This is a genomic window from Marinobacter sp. LV10R520-4 (genome assembly GCF_002563815.1).
Taxonomy (GTDB): Bacteria; Pseudomonadota; Gammaproteobacteria; order Pseudomonadales; family Oleiphilaceae; genus Marinobacter.
Window position 1 is genome coordinate 3,942,950 of sequence record NZ_PDJM01000001.1, and the last position, 22,930, is coordinate 3,965,879.

Consider the following 22,930-nt stretch of genomic DNA (forward strand, 5'->3'; position numbering starts at 1 on the left):
AGATTGGGCGGTGTGAGAGCAGTCATGCCACGTTATTCCGAGGAACGTAAAGCGGCCGTGTTGAAGAAGTTGTTACCTCCGCAGAATCGCAGTGTGGTGCAGGTGGCGGCAGAGGAAGGCATATCCGATGTGACCCTGTATAGTTGGTTAAAACAGTGTCGACAACAAGGAGTGCCTGTGCCGGGTTATCGTAATGCTGGAGACGAGTGGTCTCCTGATGCCAAGTTGGCCGTCGTGATCGAAACGGCGTCTATGTCTGAAGCGGAACTGGGTGCGTATTGCCGCCAGAAAGGCCTGTATCCCGAGCAGGTGCAGCGCTGGAAAGATGCCTGCCTACACGGTACCGGCCTGCAAGAAGGGCAAGAGAAAGCCGCTCAGAAACAGCAGCGTGATGCCCGTAAAACCATCAAAAAGCTGAAGGCGGAAGTTCGCCGTAAAGACCGGGTTCTGGCAGAAACGACCTCGTTGTTGGTGCTGTCAAAAAAGCTCGAAGCCTTGTACGGCGAGGACCCGGACAGCGAGGACAGCTAACACCGCTGACCGAGCGTACAAGGCTTTTAAACGACTATGACGAAGCTGTCGCCAGTGGTGCAGCCCGGTACAAGGCGGCCGATTTGATGGAGCTGAGCCAGCGCACGTTGAAGCGCTGGCGACGCACTAATGGCGCTGTGAAGGAGGATCAACGTCCGCAAGCGGAGCGCGTTGTGCAGCCACACCAGCTCACTCACGCTGAAGAAGCGGCCATTCTAGACACCTGCAATGAACGGGAGTACCAGAGCTTGCCACCGTCCCAGATCGTGCCTCGACTGGCTGATAAAGGTCTTTACCTGGCCTCTGAGTCCTCATTCTACCGAGTGCTCAAAAAGTACCAGCAAGTGAATCATCGGGGCCGCATGAAACCGCCGCGCAAGGTCCCTGAACCCACCAGCTTTACCGCCACAGGCCCGAACCAGGTGTGGAGCTGGGACATCAGTTATTGTCCTTCAGAGGTGCGCGGTCAGCACTGGTACCTGTACCTGATTATGGACATCTACAGCCGCAAAATCGTGGCTTGGGAAATCCACGAAGCAGAGTCCGGCGAGCTTGCCAAAAAGCTCATTGATCGAGCTCTGTTGCGCGAGAAATGTTGGCAAAACCCACCGGTGCTGCATTCAGATAACGGCGCGCCAATGACGTCTTACACGCTGAAAGCGCGGCTGGCAGACTTGGGTATGTTGATGTCTCACAGCCGGCCAAGGGTGAGCAACGATAACCCGTACTCAGAGTCGTTGTTCAAGACGCTTAAGTATTGCCCAAAGTGGCCGGCTAAAGGCTTTAGATCACTAACAGCGGTGCGTGAATGGATGCTGTTGTTCGAGCAGGCCTACAACGAGGAGCACCTGCACAGCGGCATCAACTTCGTGACGCCCGCGCAACGGCACCAAGGTGTTGATGCAGAGTTGTTAGCCAAACGTGAAGCGGTTTATGAACGAGCAAAGAGCCTGAATCCCAGGCGTTGGTCTGGTGACATTCGAAACTGGAAGGTCGCCGGAGCCGTATCCCTCAACCCTGGAAAATTGCAGGAAATTGAGCGCAATAAACAGGCTGCTTAAACGCAGCTATTTGGACAACTGGGTTGCAAATCACCGGCCTGTGTCAGGCATTTGAGCACAACCTTTGAACCACAACGCCCGCCACTTTTCAGTGGCGGGCGTTGTGGTCATCAACCCGAATGGGGCTTCAGCCCCAGGAAAAAGAGATCAGCCCAACAAGATGGCCGGCAAACCGGTAACCAACCAAGGGAAGAATGCCAGCAGTACGCATGCCACGATTATCAAAGCTACGAACGGAATTACCGCCTTATACAGATCGACGATTTCCACTCCGGGGGGCGCGACCCCCTTCAAATAGAACAGGGCGTAGCCAAACGGCGGCGTCAAGAACGAGGTTTGCAGTACCACGGCGACCATCACCACGAACCACAACATATCAACCCCCATGGCTTCAACGATAGGCAACATGATCGGGAAGCTGAGCAGCACAATGCCAGTCCAGTCGAGGAACATACCCAGAATAAACACTAAGAACAGCATTAGAATCAATGCCCCTGTAGTGCCGCCGGGCATGGCTAACACCACATCGCTGATCACGCTCATACCGCCACCCCGGGAGAAAACCCCGGTGAACGCCGTGGCCCCTACCAGTACCAGCATGACCATGGTAGTGGTCTTGCTGGCATCGATCAGGGTGTTGTAGCAGGTCTTGAGCTTGCGGTCCCCGAAAATCATGAACAGCAAAAAGGCGATGAATACCCCGATGGCTGAGGCTTCCGTGGCCGTGGCCAAACCGGTGAACAAGGCCCCCAATACCCCAAGAATTAATGCCATAGGCGGAAGAACATACTTGAACAGCATGACGATCAGTTGGCCGGTGCTCGTTTGGGCGCGCTCTTCAGCAGGCACCTTCGGGCCATAATCGGGCTTGAGGTAACAGATGATCAAGACGTAAAGCGCGTACATTACCCCCAATATCAACCCCGGTACCAAGGCACCTGCAAACAGAGCCCCTACCGAGACCGGCGAGTAGCTAGCCATCAGGATCAGCATGATACTGGGCGGAATCAGGATTCCCAGGCAACCGCTGGCCATGATTACCCCGGCACTGAGCTCCTTGTTGTAGCCATACTTGAGCATCGGCACAAGAGCGATCATGCCCATCACCGCTATCGAGGCGCCCACGATGCCGGTGGTTGCAGCCAACAGCACTGAGACTATGACCACCGTCAATGCCAGACCACCACGCAGGTTCGCCAGTAACAGGCGCATGGCATCGAACATTTTCTCGGTGACCCCCGAGTCGTTCAGAAACCGCGCCATCAATACAAATAACGGGATCGCTACCAGCACGTAGTTATCCATGGCATTGCCATAGATGTTGTTGATCAGCGTGCCCATCACATTCAATCCGGGCCCTAAAAGGGCACCGATGACCGCGACGCCACCCAGAACAAACGCCAGAGGGTGGCCCATGAACAGACCCACTATCAATCCCGCGAACATAACCAAGGTGAGCATTTCCGGACTTAAATTCATGTTCGCTCCTCACGCAGTTGCTGAATAGCCCGAATGAAGATCGCGATACCCTGCAGCAGAATCAGTGCTGCCGCAACGAAGATGACGCCTTTAATAGGGTAAACCGGAATTGACACCATGCCATAGGTGGTTTCGCCGCGGCTGAACGAACGCATAAAGAAGTTCCAGCCGAGGCTTGTTAACACCCACATAAAGGGCACGAAGAAGATCAGATAGCCGATAATATCCAATACCGCCTGCTTCTTGCGTGAGAGCAGCCGTTTGATCACGTCGACTTCGACGTGAACATGGTGGCGCAGCCCGTAAGCTGCCATCAGCATGAAATGGGCGCCGAAAAGCATCTTGGTGATGTCGAAAGCCCAGTCGCTGGGGCGATCGGTAAAAAAGCGCAACGCGATATCGTAAAGAACGATTAGCGCGATGATGGCAATCAGTGGCGCAATGATTCGCCCGAAAACATCATTGAGCCTATCGATCGCCTTGGCAATTGCATTCATGGAGAAACTCCGCAATCAATACCAAAAAGCCGCCCCGATGCGAGGCATCGAGACGGCGGTGAATGCCTTAAAGGCAGGCTTCGATTTCTTTCAGAGAGGGCAGATTGTCGATGGTGCGGCTCATGTTGAAGGGTACGGTAAGATCACGCCAGTTAGCGTAATGCTCCATGTAGCTGATCATGGAATGGTAAATCTTGGCGTGCATCTTATCTTCACAGGCCCCGCGAACGATCACTTCATTGGTGATGTCCTGAATGCGTGCCAGGTCTGCCTCGGAGAATTGGTTGATTTCGACACCGGCTTCCTGGAACTTGATGGTGCCTTCGGTGGAGCCGCGCTCGGACCAGGAAAGTGACCAGGCCAGGGTGGCGTCAGCCGCAATCTTCAGCTTCTCTTGGGTTTCTTTGGAAAGTGCGTCCCAGGCATCCTTGTTGATCATGACACCGAATACGCTGGCGGACTGATGCCAGCCAGGCGTGGCCCAGTATTCCGCCACTTCAGCAAAGCCGGCCTCGTAGTCGACGCCTGGCGTGGAAAATTCACCGGCGTCGATCACGCCGCGCTCGATGGCTTGGTAGATTTCACCGCCGGCGAGGGTGACCTGTGAGCCGCCGAGTTCCTCCAGAACGCGTCCTTGGTCACGTCCAGAAAGACGGATGCGCTTGCCGTCGAGGTCCGCTAGACCTTTGATGGGGGTACGACCCATGAAGCCGGACTCGTTATTGGTGATACCGTACGGCAGGTAGACCATGTTGTACTTGCCGTAGACTTCTTGGTACAGCTCGAAACCACCCCATTGTTGAATCCAGTTCAGATAATCCACGCCGTTGAACAGGCTGGTGGTGGTGGCGAGCGGCGAGAAGGCGGGGCTGCGGCCTGCCCAGTAACCGGGCCAATCACCCGAGGCTTCAATGCTGCCGGTTTCGGTGGCATCAAACACTTCGGTGCCAGGCATCAAGGTGCCGCCGGCACGGAAGTTGATTTCCAGCTCGTCACCGGTCAGCTTGTTGGCTAGGTCAACCCAATGGCGATCGATTTCGATCAGCGCCAAGTTGTCCGGCCAAGTGGTGGTCATGGTCCAGCTTTCCTTGGCATGAGCGGTAGCAGAGACCGCGGAAAAGGCGATACCGACAGCCAGGCCGGCGACGGCAAATTTGGTCGTTTTCTTCATTTCAAATTCTCTAGTATTTGGTTTTTGTAAATATTGTTTTTGATCATCGAGAAACAGGAATGCGCAGCTGACGTAAACGTCAAGTCTAATTGATCAGCTGCCCAAGTAAATTAGCATTGATACTATGCATACTTCAACCGTTGCACCTATTCTATGCATGCAGGCACTCAAAAAAATCTATGAAAATGTAGTGGCATAGTAAATCTGGCCACCTGATTTTGAGTGTATGATCACTCACATAGAAAGTCAGGTACAGCCGATGACGAATAAGAGAAGGTACAGTCCGGAATTCCGCTTGGAGGCGGCCCAGTTCGTGGTCGACCAAGGCTATACACTAAAAGGCGGCCTACGATGCCATGAGCATTGCAAATCCACCATGGAGTACTCGGTTCGCAGGCTCCGCTCGGAACGAGCAGGCAGCAGACCAAAAGGCGAAGCCCTGACCTCGGAACAGCATGAAATTCAGGAGCTGAAGCGTCGGCTTCGTCGGACGAATGAAGCAGCCCAATCGGGTTTGGACCGGAGATATTACTGTTATCTGGAGAGGAGTACGCTGGCTTACTTGGCATTCCGCCATAGCGGCGGACTGCCGCCTAATGTCGCAGAGTTAACCTATTGGAACGCTCAAAAGATGGTGGCCTAAAACACGTGACCACTACAGACCTGAAAATTGATGGCCGACGCCTTGCGACTCAACCGGTTGAGAGTTCACGTCAGGCTATTCTCGAATTGACCTAGTGAACAGCGACGCGTACTAGAGCAAAGTTTAACTCGACAAATTTTGCGTACCAAAAAAATTAGTATATCGTTTAGGTGAGAGTTGAGGGTTTATGACAAATAAAAGCTTCGATAGGTGTGATCAATAAAATCTTTCAAGCGACGATAATAAAGAAGTTCAGCGCGTTATTTTTGGAAGATGATATTTCTTTAAGTAAAATTGATAATAACAGGATATGGTATTATGAGTATTCGTGAAATCGCCATGTATATTAACGGCCAGCCAGTTGTCTCCCAGAGTCAGGATTGGCGTGACGTGATTAATCCAGCCACCCAGGAAGTCGTTGCACGAGTTCCGTTTTGCACCACTGATGAAGTCGATCAGGCCATTGCTAACGCAAAGCAAGCCTTCACGACTTGGCGCAAAACCCCGCTAGGCAAGCGGATGCGTATCATGCTCAAGTTTCAGGCGTTGATCCGCGAGCACACCGACGAGTTGGCAGCGCTGATCAGCGAAGAACATGGAAAAACTCTGCCCGACGCTATGGGTGAAGTGGGGCGTGGACTGGAAGTGGTCGAGCATGCCTGCTCAATCACTTCGCTGCAATTGGGTGAGCGGGCCGACAACGCTGCGAATGAAGTCGATGTCTACACACTGCATCAGCCACTGGGCGTGGGAGCGGGCATCACCGCGTTTAACTTCCCGATTATGCTGCCATGCTTTATGTTCCCAATGGCCATCGCTACGGGTAATACCTTCGTTTTTAAGCCCTCCGAGCAAGACCCGAGTTCTTCTATGCGCCTGGTCGAACTGGCCCACGAAGCCGGTGTACCACCGGGTGTGCTCAACGTCGTGCATGGCGGTCCAGAAGTCGCAAATCAGATTGCCGATCATGCTGATATCCAAGCACTATCCTTCATTGGTTCCACACATGTGGGTCAGCTACTTTATGATCGTGCTGCAGCAGCGGGAAAGCGTATGCAGGCGATGATGGGGGCTAAGAACCACTGCGTTGTCATGCCCGATGCGAACCGTAGCCAGGCCATTAACAGCTTATTAGGGTCCGCCTATGGCGCTGCCGGACAGCGTTGCATGGCCAACTCCGTTGTAGTGCTGGTGGGTGAGGCGCGTGAGTGGCTCGAGGATATCATCGAAGGCACGCGCAGTATGAAGGTAGGCCCCGGCACCCAGCTCGATGCAGATCTTGGTCCGCTGGTCTCGCCGGCCGCTAAGGCGCGCGTAGAAAGCCTGATCGCGACCGGCGAACAGGAAGGCGCCACGATGGAAGTGGATGGCCGCGGCTGCCAAGTTGAAGGCTATCCGAACGGTAATTTTGTCGGCCCAACTCTGTTCAGTAACGTCACCGCTGACATGACGGTGTACCGCGAAGAGATCTTTGGCCCGGTGCTGTGCGTGGTGAATGTCGAGACAATGGATGAAGCGATTGAGTTTATCAATGCCAACCCTAATGGTAACGGCACATCGATTTTTACCAACTCCGGCTGGGTCGCGCGTCGCTTCGTATCAGACATCGACGTTGGTCAGGTGGGCATCAACGTGGCTATCCCCGTGCCAGTGGCTTACTTCAGCTTCACCGGCTCACGAGGTTCCAAGCTTGGTGATCTGGGACCTAACGGCAAACAGGCCATCAGCTTCTGGACCCAGACGAAGACCGTGACTGCGCGCTGGTTTGAACCCGACAATGTCTCCAGCGGCATCAACAGCACTATTTCATTGTAAGCGCTGCTCGAACTGCGGCGTGATGCGACCGTCAGTCAGGAACACCGTCAGTTTTTCGATGAGTGGACAGCTTTTACTTTCTCACAAGGCCAGCCTTTTCTCCGCCGTCATTGTTTTGGCTCTCTGCTCTACGGCATAGAGGCTGCGGATCAAACTCAAGGCAAGGTCGGCGCGGCCGACTTTGCCTTTGGGCTGCACTTTCTGGGCGTCCACCCCCCCACACCATCAGGTCAGCAAAGCACAATCCTTGTTCAATCGTCATGAAACGGGTTTGCCTGTGGATCGCTGAGCTCTCCCATGCGAACCCAACGGGCCAGTGCGCTCGCAACCTCTACCTCTGCAAGATGGCTAATCCTTTCCTGATTACTCACGTTAATCAGCCACGCTGCCGCCATTTTGGCATACACTGATTATATACAGTACAGGAGGCAATCTCATGGCACGTAACCCAATTCAGTTCCAGCCCAGCCTGTCGTTGCCGGCTTTTCTCAAGCAATACGGCACAGAAGCACAGTGCCAGGAAGCCCTTTTCCAGCACCGCTGGCCCAAGGGATTTGTGTGCCCTGACTGCGGCAATGCTACCGGCTGCCGGCTGTCGAGGGGGCATTACCAGTGCCATCGCTGTCACCATCAGACGTCACTGACCGCCGGCACTCTCTTTCATGCGACTCACCTGCCGTTGACCACCTGGTTCCTGGCCATTTATCTGCTGACCCAGCGTAAGAGCGGTCTCTCGGCATTGCAGCTGTCTCGGGATCTCGGTGTCACTTATAACACGGCCTGGAAGCTCAAACACAAGGTGCTGCAGGTCATGTACGATCGCAACCAGGGAGAGAGGCTCAGCGGCCGCATCGAGATTGATGACGCCTATCTGGGCGGCGAACGGTCGGGAAAACGAGGTCGTGGTGCCGAGCATAAATTCCCCTTTGTCGCTGCGGTACAAACCAATGGCGAGGGCCACCCGATGCGGGTTCAGCTTCGCCGTGTGAGTGGCTTTACCCTGGCCGAGGTGCGTCGCTATGGCCAACAGGCCATTGCGCCCGGAAGCCACGTTGTCAGCGATGGTCTCAACTGTTTCCGGGCCTTTGACACGGCCACCTGCGTCCACGAGCGCCACATCACCGGAGGCGGTCGTGCCAGCGTGGCGAATCCTGAGTTCAACTGGATCAACACCCTGCTCGGCAACGTCAAGAACGCGATCACGGGAACTTACCACGCCATCCGGGAGCAGCATGCCCCTCGCTACCTCGCTGAGTTCGAATACCGCTTCAATCGGCGCTACGATCTCAAAGCCATGCTTCCGCGGTTCCTCACAGTCGCAGCCCGGACACCGCCTATGCCCTATAGGCTGCTAAAGATGGCTGACTCTTATGCGTAATCAGGAAGTATTTTGATGAACGAAGGGCTCGACTTGGCTAATCGGGCAACCGAAAGAACTAGGTTATAACCTAGTTCCACTCCACTACGGCATTCGCCTGGCAAGAAGTTATGCCCGTCAACCCGTTGCGGCCCATAGAAATACGAATTCTTTGTTCGTTGACAGGCTCTATTCCACGCCCCTCGTTATCCGCGTACTCCCAAGCAATGGCTGTGAGCTGACTCTTGCAGGCTGTGGCCACTGCGTCACTCTCAGGTATGAATTGATAGCGTGAATAGAAAACAGTAACTCCGAACCCCTGCTCCCGTTTTTCGATTCCATACTCGGTATCTTTATCATAGGTTGAGAGAGGTATGTTTGTATGACTGACCGGCGTTGCACATCCAGTTAGCATCAACGCAAACAACAGCAAACTTCGAATTTTCATAGAAACTCCATATGGTTATTGCGACGCTGTAGAAACCCCTTCGCAGAGCCTAACCCATAGCCGCTTTGTTGCTTTTTTTACACCCTGTGATCAACTGCCGCGAGTCTGATCATTCGATAGCAGCACTGCAGCATAATCGATATCTGGCGCTAAATGTCTTTCACATAGCCGGCTGAGGCCTTTTTCTGACCCTTGTACATGCCGCTAACTGCCCATAATTCGCCAGCTTCTCAATATTACCTTCACTCCCGCGATAACCTCGGTCCGGAATCTTTCCTAGGTCTGCTGCCGCCGATTTCTGTGAATCACAGGCATGCGGTAATAGATCCGCTCCTTGATCCACAAGTGAGGCCAGCATTGCGTTTATTGGCCTTCAAGGCGCTGCGTCTGCGAGTCTCGCTCAAGACTTGAGCCCCTTTAGGTTTGTAGTCCGTATTTGTCGCCAGATTGCGCCTGGGCACCTCTCGGGACCGAGCTATTATGGAAGCCCACAATCTTGCCTCTTGTCCGCATGCTCAGACCGGGGCTGCGCAGCGCTAAAATCTGGTATCGTTGTGCCTAGGTCAGTTGTCGGTATCCCATGATTCTCTTCACTTTGGTCGGTAAAGCGAATGAGGGTACCGGCAAAGGCCCTCCTACCTCTACCTGTTAATCCAAAGTGCCGCACTTATTCTATGAATCCAGGATTGGAAGGAAAAGGAATATGGTTTTTCGGTCGTCAGGCGTCTCACTCAGGGCGGCGATATTACCATTTAGGTGGATACCCGGAATCATTGAAACACTATAAGTGGTTACTTTTTTTGTCCAAGTTGCGTAGAGAGAAAAGAAATCCAAATATTCCAAGACCGGGGGTGGCTTCAGGCAATTTTTACTTCTCCGGATGCGAAAAACTTTTCCAGTAAAACCTCGAGATCGGTGCTGCTATGTTCGATGATTATGAGTTTCGTTAACAAGTGCTAGCAAGGGACTCTCCTGCTGCAAGCGCTATTCGGGCGAAGGGTAACGATGTTTCAGGATGGACCCCGTCAAAAACCTTCCCCCCGGTCTACTTGCCTGTCTTGAAAGTTATTTAGGTTCACTGCATCATCAGCCAGCGATGTGCAGCTGAGAGTGACGTGGTAAGTTACTTTTGCTTTGACTATTTTATCCAGGGAGAAGGTATGTTTTTTCGAAACAAGTTGGCGTTTGTTGTGCTCGCAGTAATGGCGTTGGGTGTCTTTTCGGGCTGCACCTCAGTTCAATATAATGGCTCAAAGTCCAAGGTCCAAGATGTGAACTATCCACCGGTCGATGAGGTCGTCACGGCATACGTTGGTGATCACATGGTAGAAAAAGGACAGATTTCTCAGGTTGAAGTGCTGAACGTTTACCAACCTATCGACGGAGCAATGTATAACATACCTGCCAAGACATACGCCCAGCTTGGTTTTGACTCCTCCCAGGATTTTTATGAAGCATCTGGCGTGACCAAGAACCCGTTTGCCGACCCATTCAATGCCCTATCGGTAGATCGTACAGCTGGCGCTCAGATCTGTGTGGTTACTGTGTTTGGCGTTGAAAGCTGCTATTCCGGTCAATTTGAAAGGCAGCAGGTAATGTCTGAGAGAAGTAATAGTTTCCAGCAAACACTAATCTACAGTGGCCGAGTCGGCGACAAAATCAACATCGGTTATCGCGAGTTTTCGAGTAGCATGGCAAGGCCAGCATTCAATAACGAAGTTGAATATGATCTGGGTGAAAGTTCTACAATAGGTTACAAAGGAGCTCTGATTGAAGTTATTGAGGCAAACAACAACATGATCAAATACAAGCTTCTCAGAAACTTCCCGGATGAGGTTAATTAAACCGCGGGTATAGGTGATGACCGACATTATCGAGCAATGAGTGGTTTAGCGATTGGGGGTGGTAATCCCTCAATGTCATCAACTTAAGCTCCAAAAGTCCAGCATGGCCTGCTGAGCCAGCGTCGATAATGAGCGGTGAGGCAGCCTGTTGTTGAAGTGACAGGCTGTTAAAGCCAGATTCTAGCCCGGTAACCGGCTCTAAAGAGTGTGTCTGGACGTGGCAAAGCGGTTTCAGCACTATTCAGGGCGAGCGCCATCCGACCGGTGGCTGGCACAGTCTGTCAGGAAATCTTGTTAAACGCCGTCGAGGGTAGTGTCGGTCAGCGAGTCGGCTTGTACCCTTCACAGCCTTTGGTGGCCGGTCGTTTTCGGCGTCGTGGGCTACTTCGCCCGGGACGCACTGCACTCAAGCTGTTACCCAACAGGCGCCACAGGTTATCCAGGGCCTCACAGCTGGGCCTCACCAGAAGGGCGACGAGGGTATGCTTCAGGCGGGATACGCCCTGGGTGAAGTTAGCCTTCCAGGCCAGTTTCCGGTGTGCGGTTTTGCGCTCAATGTCGGGCTGCTGTAGGGCCTGCATCAGCAGGGCCAGGTTCTTGAGCAGTTGGCAGGCGTGGATGTCCTGCTGTACGGCACAGACCGTCCGGCCACTGACGTTTTCCAGGCTCAGGGTTTGCTTAAGCCGGCGGTAGTCGGTCTCGATGCCCCAGCGCCGTTGGTACAGGTCGGCAAAGAGCTCGGCGGGGAAGGCCCCGGTGTCCAGGAGTGAGGTGGCCAGCACTTCCGTTTCCCCGGTGGGCAGCGTCACCCGAATCAGCCGGATCTGGAGGGCCGTGTCCGGATCAACGCCGGACTGCCTACAGACCTGTCGGGATAACCCGTGCCGGCACGTCATCGAGACGGTGTCGTCGTCTTTTCCAGAATCCACAAACGCGCGGACTTCTCGGGAATGGGTCAGTGTCAGGCGCATCAGGAATTGCTGTTCACAGCGCTGTAGCTCGGAAAAGAGCCAGTGGGCGGGATAGCCCCGATCAAACAGAATCAGACTGTGGTCAGGAGCATGCTTCAGGTGCATGCTGGCACAGCCCCGCTCATCCACATCCGGCGTGATCAGGAGGGTGTGCAGAGCCTGATTGGACAGCAGGTCTTGCAGGACCGACACTCGGGCCACCGGCAACCCTTTGTGGGTACCAAAGTGCTTGGCCAGTGGGTCTTCCAGCGGCAAGTGCATGCTGGAGCCGTCCACGGCCAGCAGGCGCAGGCCCTGCCAGGTCTTGTGCAGCCCCAGCTCATCCATCTGGGCTTGCAGGGCGCTGTTGAGAGCCTCAAAAACTGACGCGCTGAGCTTCTGGCGGGCTTTGCTGAAGGCTTGTGCGGTGACCACCTGGGTTTCAAAGGCCGAGCCATTGAGCGCCTGAAAGAAGGCATCCAGTTCGGTTTGCAGGGCGCTTTTGGGCTGATTCAGCAGAAACAGGATCAGATTGCGGAAGGTCAAATGGCGTTTGCGGGTAAAGTGCTTCGGATGGGTGCGATGCTGGGCAATAAACTCGGGGCAGCTCAGTAAGCTGGTTATTTTATGTACAATTTTCGGAAAGAATGTCGGTTGGGTTGTCAATCGTTGTTTTTTTATTGTGCTCCATAGGGTATTTCCTCGTTGGTGGGTGAGGTCTAATTATATGATATTTTTAGGGAAATGTCTTAAGTTGATGACATTGGGTAATCCCTCCCCCCCAATTTTTGAGGACTTAAAAAGTGGAGCTCAGGCTCCAGTCGCCAGTTTTTGTTGTGGGGTAATGTATTGGTCCAATGACGCCAGACACCAACTTCAGTAATAATTTCGCCACCACAATCGAGGAGCCTTACAAACCCTCCATATTTGAGTACGAAGATTCACCATAACCCGCGATTATGCGCAGTTGTGAATTAGTTTCTGTTTGGACTTCTCTCATTCCAGTTGAGGAAAACTGAGAATACTGTCCGGGATGACTGGACCACTACACTGCACCCAGGCTTGATCGACCAGTGGCCTGACTGGTAATTGACCGATCGCTCGTTGAGCAGGCTCCGATGCGTCGGACGGCCCCAGATAAGGACATGCACTGTCACTGCACAACGGCATCATTTACGGTGGCCGTTAGATCACGTGGCTTCACGGGAGGCCGCCCCGTCGGCTTGTGCCAGCTCGCCTCCGGGCTACGCCTCATATGATGTTCTTGTTTATCAGCTCGCAGTTTTGCTAGCGGCTTACTTCCGGCCGGCGTTCCGGAGACCGCTCCTCACGGATTGGCTCTTGCCATTCGCTAGTGGTTAGCATTCAATCGGCTAAAACCGGCTAAAACCGGCTGAACGGTGACCTCCCCACAGGGGACTTTCACCCCATTAGTTTATGCCCATGCTGGGCGTACACAAGCGCATGTTGTCGGATTGGTTTTATGCTTCACTCCAAACCAACCGCAAATGCAGGCATTATATTTCATCAAGGAAATCACTTTGACTCAAGAAGGCGTTATCGTTACGATTATTGCATCGCTACTTTCTGGAATAATTGGTGTGGCTATTTCATCATGGTTTTATTACAGACTTGAACGCCATAAATTAAAGGTTGATCTCGCTAGGCGTCTGCTGGGTTATCGTTTCAGTATTTCAGGAGAAGACTTTTCATGTGCTATGAACCAGGTCATTGCTGTTTTTGCAGATTCTCCAGAAGTTCTTCAGAAAATGGAACGCTTATATCAAGCATTGGAAGTCTCCGGTAAGCCACATGCAGAAAGCGCTTTAATTGATTTTCTTAAAGCAGTTTGCAAGTATTCAGGCCTTACTCAGGCAACGCTAAACGATGCGTATTTACTCAAAACTTTCAATGCGCGCAACTAGATATAAAAATTTCAGAAATCACCATTGTGCGGGTGGGACGCCAAAAAATGCCGCCTTTGTGCAAGGCGTCAGCACCCATAAACATGGAGAAAATTGTGAAATTATTTATAGAATTTGTAAAGATTGCTCTGTTATTGGCTATTGCCATTTTTTTAAGCATGAGCATAGGGCTACTACAAAATCCAGTATTAGGTCAAAATGAACTGATAGAATCCTCTACAAAAATTGCATTGACCGAAGTCAAAAAAAATGATGCCAATCAACGGGGAAATGACCTAAGAAAAATCATGGAGAACAGCCTTGCTCAGCCTTTCAATTTTCCTAGCAGCGTAATTTTTCAGGATACAGAGTATGAATATAAACGCGTTTTTCACGATCATGGAATTAATATCCTCCCAGAAAAAGAATTAGAGTTTGCTACTTTGTGTGGTCAATACTCTGCTTCAAATGCAATGGCAGTTTATGGAGCATTGAGTCCATTTTATGCGGAAGTTTCAGTAAATAATGCAGAAAAAGGTATTACAGGCGAGGTTTGGCTGGAAATTGATGGGAAGATTAAAAGACTCATATCATTAGATTCATCTTCCACACTTGATGGTGACTTGCAGGAGTTTAAAAAGCTATATGCAAAAAACTGTGGCGATATTAACAGCTCATTCATGGGAAAATTCAGCAAATACGATATAGGATTTAAAGCATTTTTTGTAAAAAATAATCTTGAATATTTAAATAAATTATCAAAATATCCCGATTCTAAACAGTCGTTACAACACTGCTTTGATTCAGGCGCGTCAGGCAATTATTGTATTATTGCGGAAGCGTGCCTAAGAATAAAACAACTCAACAAAAATACGATGGAGTCCTGTTCGTTCAGAGATAAGGTTTGTTCAGTTAATGATACGGGGGCGGAGTGTGAGGAAAAACTTAAAACAGCTTCTGAGACCAAAAAATCATCCAATAAATAAATGCAAACAAGCTGCTGCACTTGGGCGTGGACTTCCCCCAGTGTAGTGGACACGCATCGATAACTTCTCAATAGAAGCAAACCGAAGCGCTAGATATTTATCTCTTCATGCTGTCATTCTGGCGACGGGAATACCGTGAGAGATAATTTGCTTTTAAGCGTGTTAAGAAAGCGCCAGCGGATGCCAAGAAGAGGATGAAGGAACGGGATGGGATCAACCGCCTGAGACACCGAATATCGGAGCTTCAGGAGGAAAACGGTATCCCAAAAAAATTTCAATTTTTCCAGGCCGAGGAACAGATTTATATTTTGAATAAAGGAGGGTATCTAATTTAATTGATCGCCTTTGGCTTCGCTGTACAAGCTGCCGATAATACCCATCAGACGAAAGGATGTTTTGTGCGTTTAGTGACCGCCGTTTTTTTTGCGAGCCTGTTTACTGCCAGCGCAGCTTACCCAGCCGACTGGACATCATATGGATCCAAAGCGCAGTCCGGACCTAGTTTTAACGACTTTTCAATGGAGTTTCACTGTGAGTACGGGAAACCAGAATTTCTGCTGAAATACGATAGTTTTCTGGGATTGCACGGATCGAAAGTAAAGGTGACGCTGCAAGAAACCTCTAAACCAGGGATAAGCTTCAGTATGCTTGTATTTCCCGATGATGACACGAGTGCCTACACCGGCGATGCACGCGAAATCGCGGAACTCATGATGGGTGCGAGTTTAATAATGATGACCGTGACTCCTGAGTACCGCAACAAGATGTATTCCGCGTTCACTATGGAAGGTTCCGACTATGCAATTTATCGGGTTTTTGAAACCTGCAATCAGACCTTAGAGGGACCAAAGCCCCCTAAGCCAGCAATAAAATCTGATAAGAAGGAATCTAAACCTGACAGTGAGAAATACGCAGCATTAATCAGAGAGAGAATCTACAGTATTTGGTATCCACCGTCGTCAGCAACGGACAAACACACCACACGAATTGTTATTGGCATTCAACCGACTGGCGAAATCGACACCATTTCTATCGATACTAGCAGTGGAGATCGCTCATTTGATGTATCGGCTCTTTCAGCCGTTCGGTCGTTGGTGATGCTTCCCGTGCCAGCTGATAGTGACACTTTTGAGCGATACTTCCGGAAGTTCACGATTGACTTCAATCGCAGAGGAAATTGAGGTTTTCGCTTGAGTGACCTCGATCACCGTACCCGTGCGCTTGAGGAAACCGGCGCTGCCTTTTGCGCCTAATGACCGATCTTGCCAATAAAATCTAACAAGGCGCTGCTGAAGAAAATTTACTCGCTCGCGCTCTTAAATGTTCGCAAAGCGTAGCGCCAACAAAAATATGGGGTGAAGTGATGAAGTATGCTGTTTTAGTCATAGCAATTTTTGCTTTTTCTGGTTGTGCTAGTGTCAGTATGCTCCCAAAAAGTGTTTCCGAAGTCAGTTTTGAGACAGCCGAGGGCAAAACTGGCTGGTCAAAATATGAACACGTCGAAACCTTCCATGGCTACAATGCAAAGCAAGTCTATGAGGCTGCTAAAGTTGGCCTGGGAAATGCTGGTTTTTCTCTGAGAATTGCTGACATATCTAGAGGGTTGGTGATTGGAGAGCACGGAATGACTGCACATGACTGGAATGTGATTGGTGGTGTCTATTTTCGCGAGCTTGATCAAGCGACCCAAGTAAAGGTGATTGTAGAAGGGTCGAAGGATATAGGGTTTAGTGGCGACGTAACGTCCGACGGATGGACAGGTAAGATACTTAAAGGTCTACGCGATTACCTCAACGCCACGTATCAATCAGTTCTTAAAGTTGACAGAGCGGATCTTAAATAATCGCTAACAAGTCAGTCAAGTTTTCTCTGCGCAGCCTGGCGGACGTCCACTGGGTGGCTCTCAGGTCAGCATTAGCCTTTACACGTTTAAACTAAAAAACAAAAAGGTGAAAGCCGCGTCTTTCATGACATCAACTTCTCAAACCACCTATTTCCCAACCGCTTGCCGGGCTAGGCTGTGCTGATTACATGGTTTATAATAGTCAATGCGAATCAAAACAACGTTTTAGCGGTAACCAATTGGAGTCTAAATATTCATGTCGGCTTACCGTTTTCTGAGTGATTCTGATACCCCAGACGTGTTTTTTGCAACTGTGGTAAACGCCGCTAGTCGTGCAAAAGCTGAAGGGATAATGAAGAGTCGGCTGACCGCCGACGAAACCGTGGTTTCAGTAAATGTTCTGCTAAATGGGTGCTGGCTAGTCCTACATGGGCAGGCTGTTCCAGCAGAACATATCAAAAAGCACAGCAAGTTTGGACCAGACATCCAATTCGGTGGTGCCGCTATCTTGGATAATGTGGCGAATTCACCATCGGGAGACCAACCCGAGAAAGGGGGTGGTGCAATGACGGCTGAAGCCAACGCCGTCTATGGATCTCCTCAACAAAACGTAGTACTTGGAGCGATCGGAATTTTAATTTTAATAATTGGTGGTTTGATACTTATCGATCCAACGATCGGTGGAGAGAGCGAGATCGCCAATATTCACTTGTTATCAGTAGGCGAAACTCTCAGCATCGTGGGTGCGCTATTTATAGCGGCTCAGTGGCGACCCCGTTAAACGATCCTGTTTTTTATTCATCTGCCAGGCCGCGCTAAAAAGTCATAGAAGACGGACGCGTAAAACACGTTGCTTCGTTTAGCGTTGGGGCCGTAGAAAAATCTAAAATCAGGTTGGTTTTGGTAGTATTGAGCAAATAGACAGGGAGCCTTTGGAATGCCTCGTTTTAAGCACTACAATTACAATCAAGATACGATGGTCGTCATCAACTACCGAGAACAACTCCAGCCCGGCACTTCTGAACACGCCGTTCATTACCTGATTGAGTACAAGCTTGATCTGACGGTGTTTCACCCGAAATATCGCAACGATGACACCGGCCGCCTAGCCTACGATCCGGCCCCTTGCTGAAGATAATTCTGTTTTCTCACTCTAAGGGCGTCACTTCAAGCCGCGAGATCCACTTCATGCTGACCCCCTCATGGAATTGGTGAGGGCGTCAGTGTGTGCAATCGGCGAGTTGTAATGTAGATGCTGATTTATTGGCGCTTACCCGATTTTCGTCGCGGACAGACGTTAAGTGTCAATCTTGCGACGATTAAACTATGCTTCCAAGCTCTCTTTATATGACTGGTGATTTCTCTAATGGTGATTTCAAACGTGACTAAAAAAATTCTTAATGGTTTTTTGCTTTTTTCTGTACTTTTAGTTTCACCTATTTCTGCTGCCGAAGAAAATTTCTCAAAACATACCATTTATGCTGGCGTAGGACCCGCGCCGGATGGTGATGAAAAAGAAAACGATGATAAACCTTGGTCACTAGGATATTTATATAGCCCGGAAAGTATTCGCATCTTTGTCGGTATGGATTTAGCTCTTGAAGGAACTTCATTGGACAACACTTCTAGAAAAGTTGATTCAGTTGATCAAGGGTTTTCTGTCAACTTAGTTATTGGGCCAAGGTTCCGGCTAAACGATGAGTGGGGGGCGGGGGTTGGCGCTTTGATGGGGGCTCGTGAATCCGGGAGGTCTTGCCCAGACTCATACCTAGGTTATCAATGCTATGCAGATGAAAAACCAGAAATGGATTTCAAATTCAATTATGGTGCTCTTCTTCTCCTGACGTACAAAAATGCGATAATTGGGACAAGGTTGGCGGTCGAAAGTTCGCAGCTGATAGTCGGAGTTACCTTCTAAGGTTGGAGTGGGGGTAGTGAGATAGGGGTAAGAAAGCCCTTGCGTCAGGTTGGTGATATGTAAATAATTTGCAGCTAAAATAAGGCTACAAGTCAATGAGGGGCTTTATATGAGGGGGTGAGTACTGACTCTGTGGTGCGTTCCCGGATCGACAGCGACACCAAAGCGAGGGCAACGGCAGCCCTTGACGCTATGGGCTTGTCCGTGTCCGACGCCATTTGCTTGTTGATGTTTCGGATCGCCGACGAACAGCGGTTGCCGTTTTCGGTACAGGTGCCCAACGCCAAAACCGTGAAAGCGATGGACGAGCTGGAAGCCGGTCAGGGTAAACGGTTTAACAACGAACAGGATTTGTTTGACGACCTAAAGTTGTGATGCTGACCCCGGTGCAATCGACGCAGTTCAAAAAAGACGTGAAGAAGGCCCGTGCGCGGGGTAAAGACTTGGATAAATTAAAGACTCTGCTCAGTCTTTTGATTCACCAAACACCGTTGCCCGAGGCGAATCAGGATCACCCGTTGCGGGGAAACTGGGAGGGGTATCGGGACGCGCACATCGAGCCGGATTGGTTGCTGTTGTACCGGATGGGGGCAACTCACGAAACAGAATAAATCGTACGCCAAGGGCGCAAAATGTCGTTTTGAGCTCATAGACCTTGCCACTAACGCGCAGATCAATCGGATACTGAGTTTATTCTGACCATTATAGGCTAGGTGCCCGACGTCTAGCTGAGGTCTACCTCAATCGGACAGACGCTCTTTGGCTAGGGAAACGCTGACCAATTAAAGAAAGACGGCAACTAATCGCAAGCCAACCAAACTCGGCTTGATAAATAATCTGCTTTCCCGTTCAGCGTTAAATCGTTCAATTTTATCGACGAAGTCGCCGATTTTCTGTCTTAATCTGGTCTTTTAGGCGCACTTTAGACACATGGAGACGGATTTAGTCTGCGTGCCAGTACGAGATTGGCCAAGCCGAACAACGTAAACAACTGCGCCGTGTTCTTTAACAGCCCCCCGATAGCGCACCTTGCGGTGCCGGAACAGGTTCTTCACCACGTGGAATGGATGCTCAACCTTTGCGCGAATCTGAGCTTTGACCCCCTCCCGTTGGACGGTCAGAGTTTTGCGAGGACCTTCTTCCATCTTCTTAAGCTTGCCGCGCTTCTCAGCCACGTGCCAAACCACATCCGCGGTGCGCTACCGTGGCCTATCAAAAAACACTAATCGGGCACCTGCTGGCCGCCTTCACCAACTTGCTGATCGGTGAAAAATATCTACTGGCGTAGGGCAAGTGCGCCCAAATTCCGCCAAAATGGCGGGAAACGGGCAAAAAACGAACAAATGAAAGGGGTAATGACGCCTGAATCCAGGTTGAATGGCTTTTTTTCGGGCTGAAAAGCGATTCAGCGGGAAATCGGGCATTAGTCAGACCTTCCCTAAGATCTTTGAGGACGAGCAGGTCAAAACATCATGTCTAGTATTCTAATACAAAATTACCAATCGTCAGTTCCTGATTTTTTTTCGCTTAAGAACTTATATAAGCGCATTTCAAGATCGGTAACTTGAATCACGATTGACTCAACTTGCTGCTTAAGGACAACTGGTTTTCCTGAAGCAGATGATGGCGGAGCATATACGAACCCATTCCAATTTGTTCGATAACGACCATCTTTTATATCTATTTTTATATTGTAACGAGCATTTGTAACACCTAAACCAACGACATAGCTTAAGCTGCCTGTTCCGACGATGGTTCCTGCATTTCTGTCGTTTAGCTTGATAACATTACGAGAGTCTTTATAAGTCGTTGCAAACCACTCAGTTATTGAATTTTGTATTTCTGTTTTTGAAAATTTATCAATCTCTCTTATTGTTGTTAGTTCTCTTTCTGAAGGCTCGGACTTTTCCATCATCGCACATCCAGAAAGAAAAACGAAAAAAACGAAATAAAAAATTGTTTTCATATCTATTCAACCTCTATGTAATCTTGCAATTAGCCCAAAATCCACAATCCGGATTTCTCATAGGGGAAGAGAGTATCCGTTAAAATTAGCGTTAACATAATCACTAACACTAACTTTTATAAAAATTATGATTAGCTACCCATTTTCGTCAAGGACCAATGCACACAGCCGCCAAAAGGACCGAGGCACAACCTTATATATGTGCAAAAGCTCTAACAATCATCAAAACAGCGATTTTTCTCATTAAAATTACTCCACCTTCAGGCTTTATAAAGCGCGAAGTTCATCACACTTGGGGGGGGGTCAGAAACATAACCCCTCACATCAGCCCGCCCAAAGGAAAAGTAAAGCAGCGCTTTTGAGCGCTCGACTAGATGTGATTGTTATGTGCTTTACAATGCTCCATCTTCTAATGCTGCAATTTCCTTATCGCATACTTCCTTGTTTGAAAACGAATATTCAAGTGACAGATACCCTTCATCTCGCCCACCAGGACTTGCAATAAGAGCTATACTTTCAAGATTATCTTTGAGAGAAGACCCTTGTTCTCTATCCCATACAGCCATTAAGAACCTTTCCTTTTTGATCATTGCCATCATAAAGTCATCAGGCTCATCCCATATGCTACCAGGCAATAGGACATCAGTCGTCTCATGTTTCCCGTAGGCTTTCTCTAGCTTGCTCTTCATATCATTAAACTCTGACTTTAGCTCTATACCATATGCGCTGGTACCAATATCTTTTCCTATCGCCTTAACCCAACACAAACCACTCTTTTTACCAATTTTTAGGGCGTATAACTCAAAGGCAGAGTGTGGTTTTGGCACTTCTGATGTTGTGTAGACATTTGGCGCTGCTTGTTTTGCGTCATTGTCAATCTGCGTTAACGATTGCCCCATTTCAAGACCAAACGGACCCGCATTTGCGGCTACAGAACTGATTAACAAAGCCATGCCTATGGCCGCCATAACTGATTTTTTCATCATTTTTCCTCTATTTTTTTACACATGATGAGGCTGTAAAAACTCCACAGAGACCAATCCACAGCCGCTTTGTTGTTTTTTACACCCTGCGATCAACTGCAGCAGGTCTGATCACTCGATAGCAGCACCGCATGATTGATATCTGGCGCTAAATGTCCTTCATATAGCTGTCTTTGACCTTTTTCTGGCCCTTGTACATGACGCTAACTGCCCACAATCCGCTAGCTTATCAATATTGTGCGCCAGGCAATACAGCTGCCTCTGACCCTGCACCTTCTTTTTGCTCCGCAGACTGAAGCGATTCAGGCGCTTATTGCTGCCGATGTTGCCAAACACAGGCTCAACCACCGACATGCGATGACCGTAAATCACTTTGCCTTGCTGGCTATCGACTCGGTGTTTCATCCAGTCGGTATACGTTGGGCCTAGCCTGAGCTCTAGGGTGCAGGAGACCTGTCTTCCTTTTCCCTTGCGGTGATCGGCTGAGCTGGGATTCTGCATGCATTGATGCTTTTTTGTGCAGTGTCGGCACTGCAATAATCGCCCTTGGAAGTGGGCTCTGGGTACGCCGTTTTGGTCGGTTCGATGGCCCTCGTGACGCAGGGATTCTCCAGCGGGACAGATACACGTCATCGCACCGGTATCGAACTGGAACTCACTGGCCGGAATCACCTGTTTCCAGAAGTTTTTCGATGGGGTTTGCTCGCGCTTACCGTACTTGGTTTTCTGGTCTGCGAACTTCGGATCGCGGCTACGAAAGCAGTTGTCCGGGATGTAACCGTTGATCTGGTGTTCATGCAGATACTGCATGTTCGATTCGCTAACGAAGCCGGTGTCGGCGGTGACAATCGCGCCGGTTTGATAGATGTTGTCGGTGATGCCCAGATTTTTATAGCGCCGCTGAACGGTTTCCAACACAGGCTTCAATGTGTGATGTTCCTGGCCTTCACTGAAGGCTTAGGCATCGATGATGACCTGGTGTTTTTGTCCACCGTGGCCATGCCGTTATAACCTTGGATCGTGCCCTTACTGGTGGTCATCTTGCCGCTTTAGCTCTTGGTGATGTTGATACTGGCAGACTCATCAGCGACACCAAAACCAACCCGCAATTCTCCCGACACATAGGGGTTTATTTTTGCGCCAACCTTTCCGACCAATGCTCCGAGATCAATATCCTCTGCAAACCCGTCTTCTTCGTAGGTAGCAAAAACATAGTTTACTCCCACATATCCATTCTCCGACGCTTGCTGTGCTGAAACTAACGCGGAAAAGCCCATCAGCGCTATCGAAGAGCTTACCAATATTATTTTTTTCAATTTTCCTCCTGAGGGATTCAATCCATGAAGTTATTGGATACCAACATTTACACTTTGGGGACATATCCAAAATCTGTCAACATCCTCCGGAATTATCTTTAGGCAGCATAAGTGCTTCTAACGACAAGAATTCTTGTTCAACACTGTTAACAAAGTACTCGCTCAAAAGCTGCGCTTTTGCAGAGGCCCTAGCCCGAACTTCTCACAGTCGCCCGGCA

At 50.0% G+C, this 22,930-nt stretch carries 22 protein-coding genes and 3 pseudogenes; 14 read left to right on the forward strand and 11 right to left on the reverse strand.

Annotated features, from left to right (window positions below; translation table 11 throughout):
* Nucleotides 1–24 precede the first annotated feature (24 nt).
* A protein-coding gene (locus ATG98_RS19115) for an IS3 family transposase (protein WP_228706212.1) occupies nucleotides 25–1,592 on the forward strand; the annotation gives its coding sequence in 2 pieces (ribosomal slippage) (nucleotides 25–510 and nucleotides 513–1,592; 1,566 coding nt in all).
* A gap of 147 nt (nucleotides 1,593–1,739) precedes the next feature.
* On the opposite strand, the gene ATG98_RS19120 is transcribed toward ATG98_RS19115, so the two are convergent.
* From ATG98_RS19120 to dctP, 3 genes are all read right to left on the reverse strand, one after another.
* Nucleotides 1,740–3,071 (reverse strand): TRAP transporter large permease, encoded by a 1,332-nt coding sequence (locus ATG98_RS19120; protein ID WP_098424102.1) that lies wholly within the window; start codon nucleotides 3,069–3,071, stop codon nucleotides 1,740–1,742.
* Entirely contained in the window at nucleotides 3,068–3,568 is a 501-nt protein-coding gene (locus ATG98_RS19125) for a TRAP transporter small permease subunit (protein ID WP_098420332.1), read from the reverse strand. The genes ATG98_RS19120 and ATG98_RS19125 overlap by 4 nt, the downstream gene beginning before the upstream one ends.
* A gap of 67 nt (nucleotides 3,569–3,635) precedes the next feature.
* Nucleotides 3,636–4,739, reverse strand: a complete 1,104-nt coding sequence (dctP, locus tag ATG98_RS19130) for a TRAP transporter substrate-binding protein DctP (protein WP_098424103.1) — start codon at nucleotides 4,737–4,739, stop codon at nucleotides 3,636–3,638.
* Between the two features lie 259 nt (nucleotides 4,740–4,998).
* On the opposite strand from dctP, the gene ATG98_RS23080 reads away from it, so the two are divergent.
* Entirely contained in the window at nucleotides 4,999–5,382 is a 384-nt protein-coding gene (locus ATG98_RS23080; protein WP_179888220.1) for a transposase, read from the forward strand.
* A gap of 318 nt (nucleotides 5,383–5,700) precedes the next feature.
* A complete protein-coding gene (locus ATG98_RS19140; protein WP_098424105.1) occupies nucleotides 5,701–7,197 on the forward strand; it encodes a CoA-acylating methylmalonate-semialdehyde dehydrogenase in 1,497 nt (498 codons plus the stop codon).
* Nucleotides 7,198–7,278: 81 nt separating this feature from the next.
* Here ATG98_RS19140 and ATG98_RS22790 read toward each other — a convergent pair whose 3' ends face one another.
* The gene (locus tag ATG98_RS22790; protein WP_267283870.1) at nucleotides 7,279–7,410 is read right to left on the reverse strand and encodes a hypothetical protein; all 132 of its coding nucleotides are present in this window, start codon (nucleotides 7,408–7,410) and stop codon (nucleotides 7,279–7,281) included.
* Between the two features lie 223 nt (nucleotides 7,411–7,633).
* On the opposite strand from ATG98_RS22790, the gene ATG98_RS19150 reads away from it, so the two are divergent.
* A complete protein-coding gene (locus tag ATG98_RS19150; RefSeq protein ID WP_098424106.1) occupies nucleotides 7,634–8,575 on the forward strand; it encodes an IS1595 family transposase in 942 nt (313 codons plus the stop codon).
* Nucleotides 8,576–8,645: 70 nt separating this feature from the next.
* On the opposite strand, the gene ATG98_RS19155 is transcribed toward ATG98_RS19150, so the two are convergent.
* Nucleotides 8,646–9,002, reverse strand: a complete 357-nt coding sequence (locus tag ATG98_RS19155) for a hypothetical protein (RefSeq protein ID WP_098424107.1) — start codon at nucleotides 9,000–9,002, stop codon at nucleotides 8,646–8,648.
* A gap of 1,160 nt (nucleotides 9,003–10,162) precedes the next feature.
* On the opposite strand from ATG98_RS19155, the gene ATG98_RS19160 reads away from it, so the two are divergent.
* The gene (locus ATG98_RS19160; protein WP_098424108.1) at nucleotides 10,163–10,846 is read left to right on the forward strand and encodes a hypothetical protein; all 684 of its coding nucleotides are present in this window, start codon (nucleotides 10,163–10,165) and stop codon (nucleotides 10,844–10,846) included.
* Nucleotides 10,847–11,166: 320 nt separating this feature from the next.
* On the opposite strand, the gene ATG98_RS19165 is transcribed toward ATG98_RS19160, so the two are convergent.
* Nucleotides 11,167–12,462 (reverse strand): IS4 family transposase, encoded by a 1,296-nt coding sequence (locus ATG98_RS19165; protein ID WP_098424109.1) that lies wholly within the window; start codon nucleotides 12,460–12,462, stop codon nucleotides 11,167–11,169.
* Between the two features lie 734 nt (nucleotides 12,463–13,196).
* Between ATG98_RS19165 and ATG98_RS21685 the strand changes: the two genes are divergently transcribed.
* The 9 genes and pseudogenes from ATG98_RS21685 to ATG98_RS19210 all read left to right on the forward strand — a co-directional run bounded on the left by ATG98_RS21685 (nucleotide 13,197) and on the right by ATG98_RS19210 (nucleotide 19,058).
* On the forward strand, nucleotides 13,197–13,721 hold the full coding sequence (locus ATG98_RS21685; RefSeq protein ID WP_143751505.1) for a DUF6680 family protein: 525 nt from the start codon (nucleotides 13,197–13,199) through the stop codon (nucleotides 13,719–13,721).
* 95 nt (nucleotides 13,722–13,816) lie between these two features.
* Nucleotides 13,817–14,686: a hypothetical protein gene (locus ATG98_RS19175; RefSeq protein WP_143751506.1), complete on the forward strand. Its 870-nt coding sequence runs from the start codon at nucleotides 13,817–13,819 to the stop codon at nucleotides 14,684–14,686.
* A gap of 335 nt (nucleotides 14,687–15,021) precedes the next feature.
* Nucleotides 15,022–15,867, forward strand: coding sequence for a cell envelope integrity protein TolA (locus ATG98_RS19180; protein ID WP_228706213.1), 846 nt, complete (start codon nucleotides 15,022–15,024; stop codon nucleotides 15,865–15,867).
* 182 nt (nucleotides 15,868–16,049) lie between these two features.
* Nucleotides 16,050–16,529 (forward strand): hypothetical protein, encoded by a 480-nt coding sequence (locus ATG98_RS19185; RefSeq protein WP_098424112.1) that lies wholly within the window; start codon nucleotides 16,050–16,052, stop codon nucleotides 16,527–16,529.
* Nucleotides 16,530–16,785: 256 nt separating this feature from the next.
* Nucleotides 16,786–17,310: a hypothetical protein gene (locus tag ATG98_RS19190; protein WP_098424113.1), complete on the forward strand. Its 525-nt coding sequence runs from the start codon at nucleotides 16,786–16,788 to the stop codon at nucleotides 17,308–17,310.
* 156 nt (nucleotides 17,311–17,466) lie between these two features.
* Nucleotides 17,467–17,717 (forward strand): annotated as a pseudogene (locus ATG98_RS19195) (IS1182 family transposase); the annotation flags it as partial.
* A gap of 178 nt (nucleotides 17,718–17,895) precedes the next feature.
* On the forward strand, nucleotides 17,896–18,447 hold the full coding sequence (locus ATG98_RS19200) for a hypothetical protein (RefSeq protein ID WP_098424115.1): 552 nt from the start codon (nucleotides 17,896–17,898) through the stop codon (nucleotides 18,445–18,447).
* A gap of 117 nt (nucleotides 18,448–18,564) precedes the next feature.
* The gene (locus ATG98_RS19205; RefSeq protein ID WP_098424116.1) at nucleotides 18,565–18,822 is read left to right on the forward strand and encodes a type II toxin-antitoxin system RelB/DinJ family antitoxin; all 258 of its coding nucleotides are present in this window, start codon (nucleotides 18,565–18,567) and stop codon (nucleotides 18,820–18,822) included.
* Entirely contained in the window at nucleotides 18,822–19,058 is a 237-nt protein-coding gene (locus ATG98_RS19210; RefSeq protein ID WP_098424117.1) for a type II toxin-antitoxin system YafQ family toxin, read from the forward strand. The genes ATG98_RS19205 and ATG98_RS19210 overlap by 1 nt, the downstream gene beginning before the upstream one ends.
* Nucleotides 19,059–19,369: 311 nt before the next feature.
* On the opposite strand, the pseudogene ATG98_RS19215 reads toward ATG98_RS19210, so the two are convergent.
* The 5 genes and pseudogenes from ATG98_RS19215 to ATG98_RS23085 all read right to left on the reverse strand — a co-directional run.
* Nucleotides 19,370–19,634: pseudogene (locus tag ATG98_RS19215) on the reverse strand (transposase); the annotation flags it as partial.
* Nucleotides 19,635–19,942: 308 nt separating this feature from the next.
* Nucleotides 19,943–20,413: a DUF4468 domain-containing protein gene (locus ATG98_RS19220; RefSeq protein WP_098424118.1), complete on the reverse strand. Its 471-nt coding sequence runs from the start codon at nucleotides 20,411–20,413 to the stop codon at nucleotides 19,943–19,945.
* Between the two features lie 392 nt (nucleotides 20,414–20,805).
* Nucleotides 20,806–21,399, reverse strand: a complete 594-nt coding sequence (locus ATG98_RS19225; protein ID WP_143751507.1) for a hypothetical protein — start codon at nucleotides 21,397–21,399, stop codon at nucleotides 20,806–20,808.
* Between the two features lie 156 nt (nucleotides 21,400–21,555).
* Nucleotides 21,556–22,445, reverse strand: a pseudogene (locus ATG98_RS19230) (transposase); the annotation flags it as partial.
* Entirely contained in the window at nucleotides 22,446–22,712 is a 267-nt protein-coding gene (locus ATG98_RS23085; RefSeq protein WP_098424121.1) for an outer membrane beta-barrel protein, read from the reverse strand.
* Between the last annotated feature and the right edge of the window lie 218 nt (nucleotides 22,713–22,930).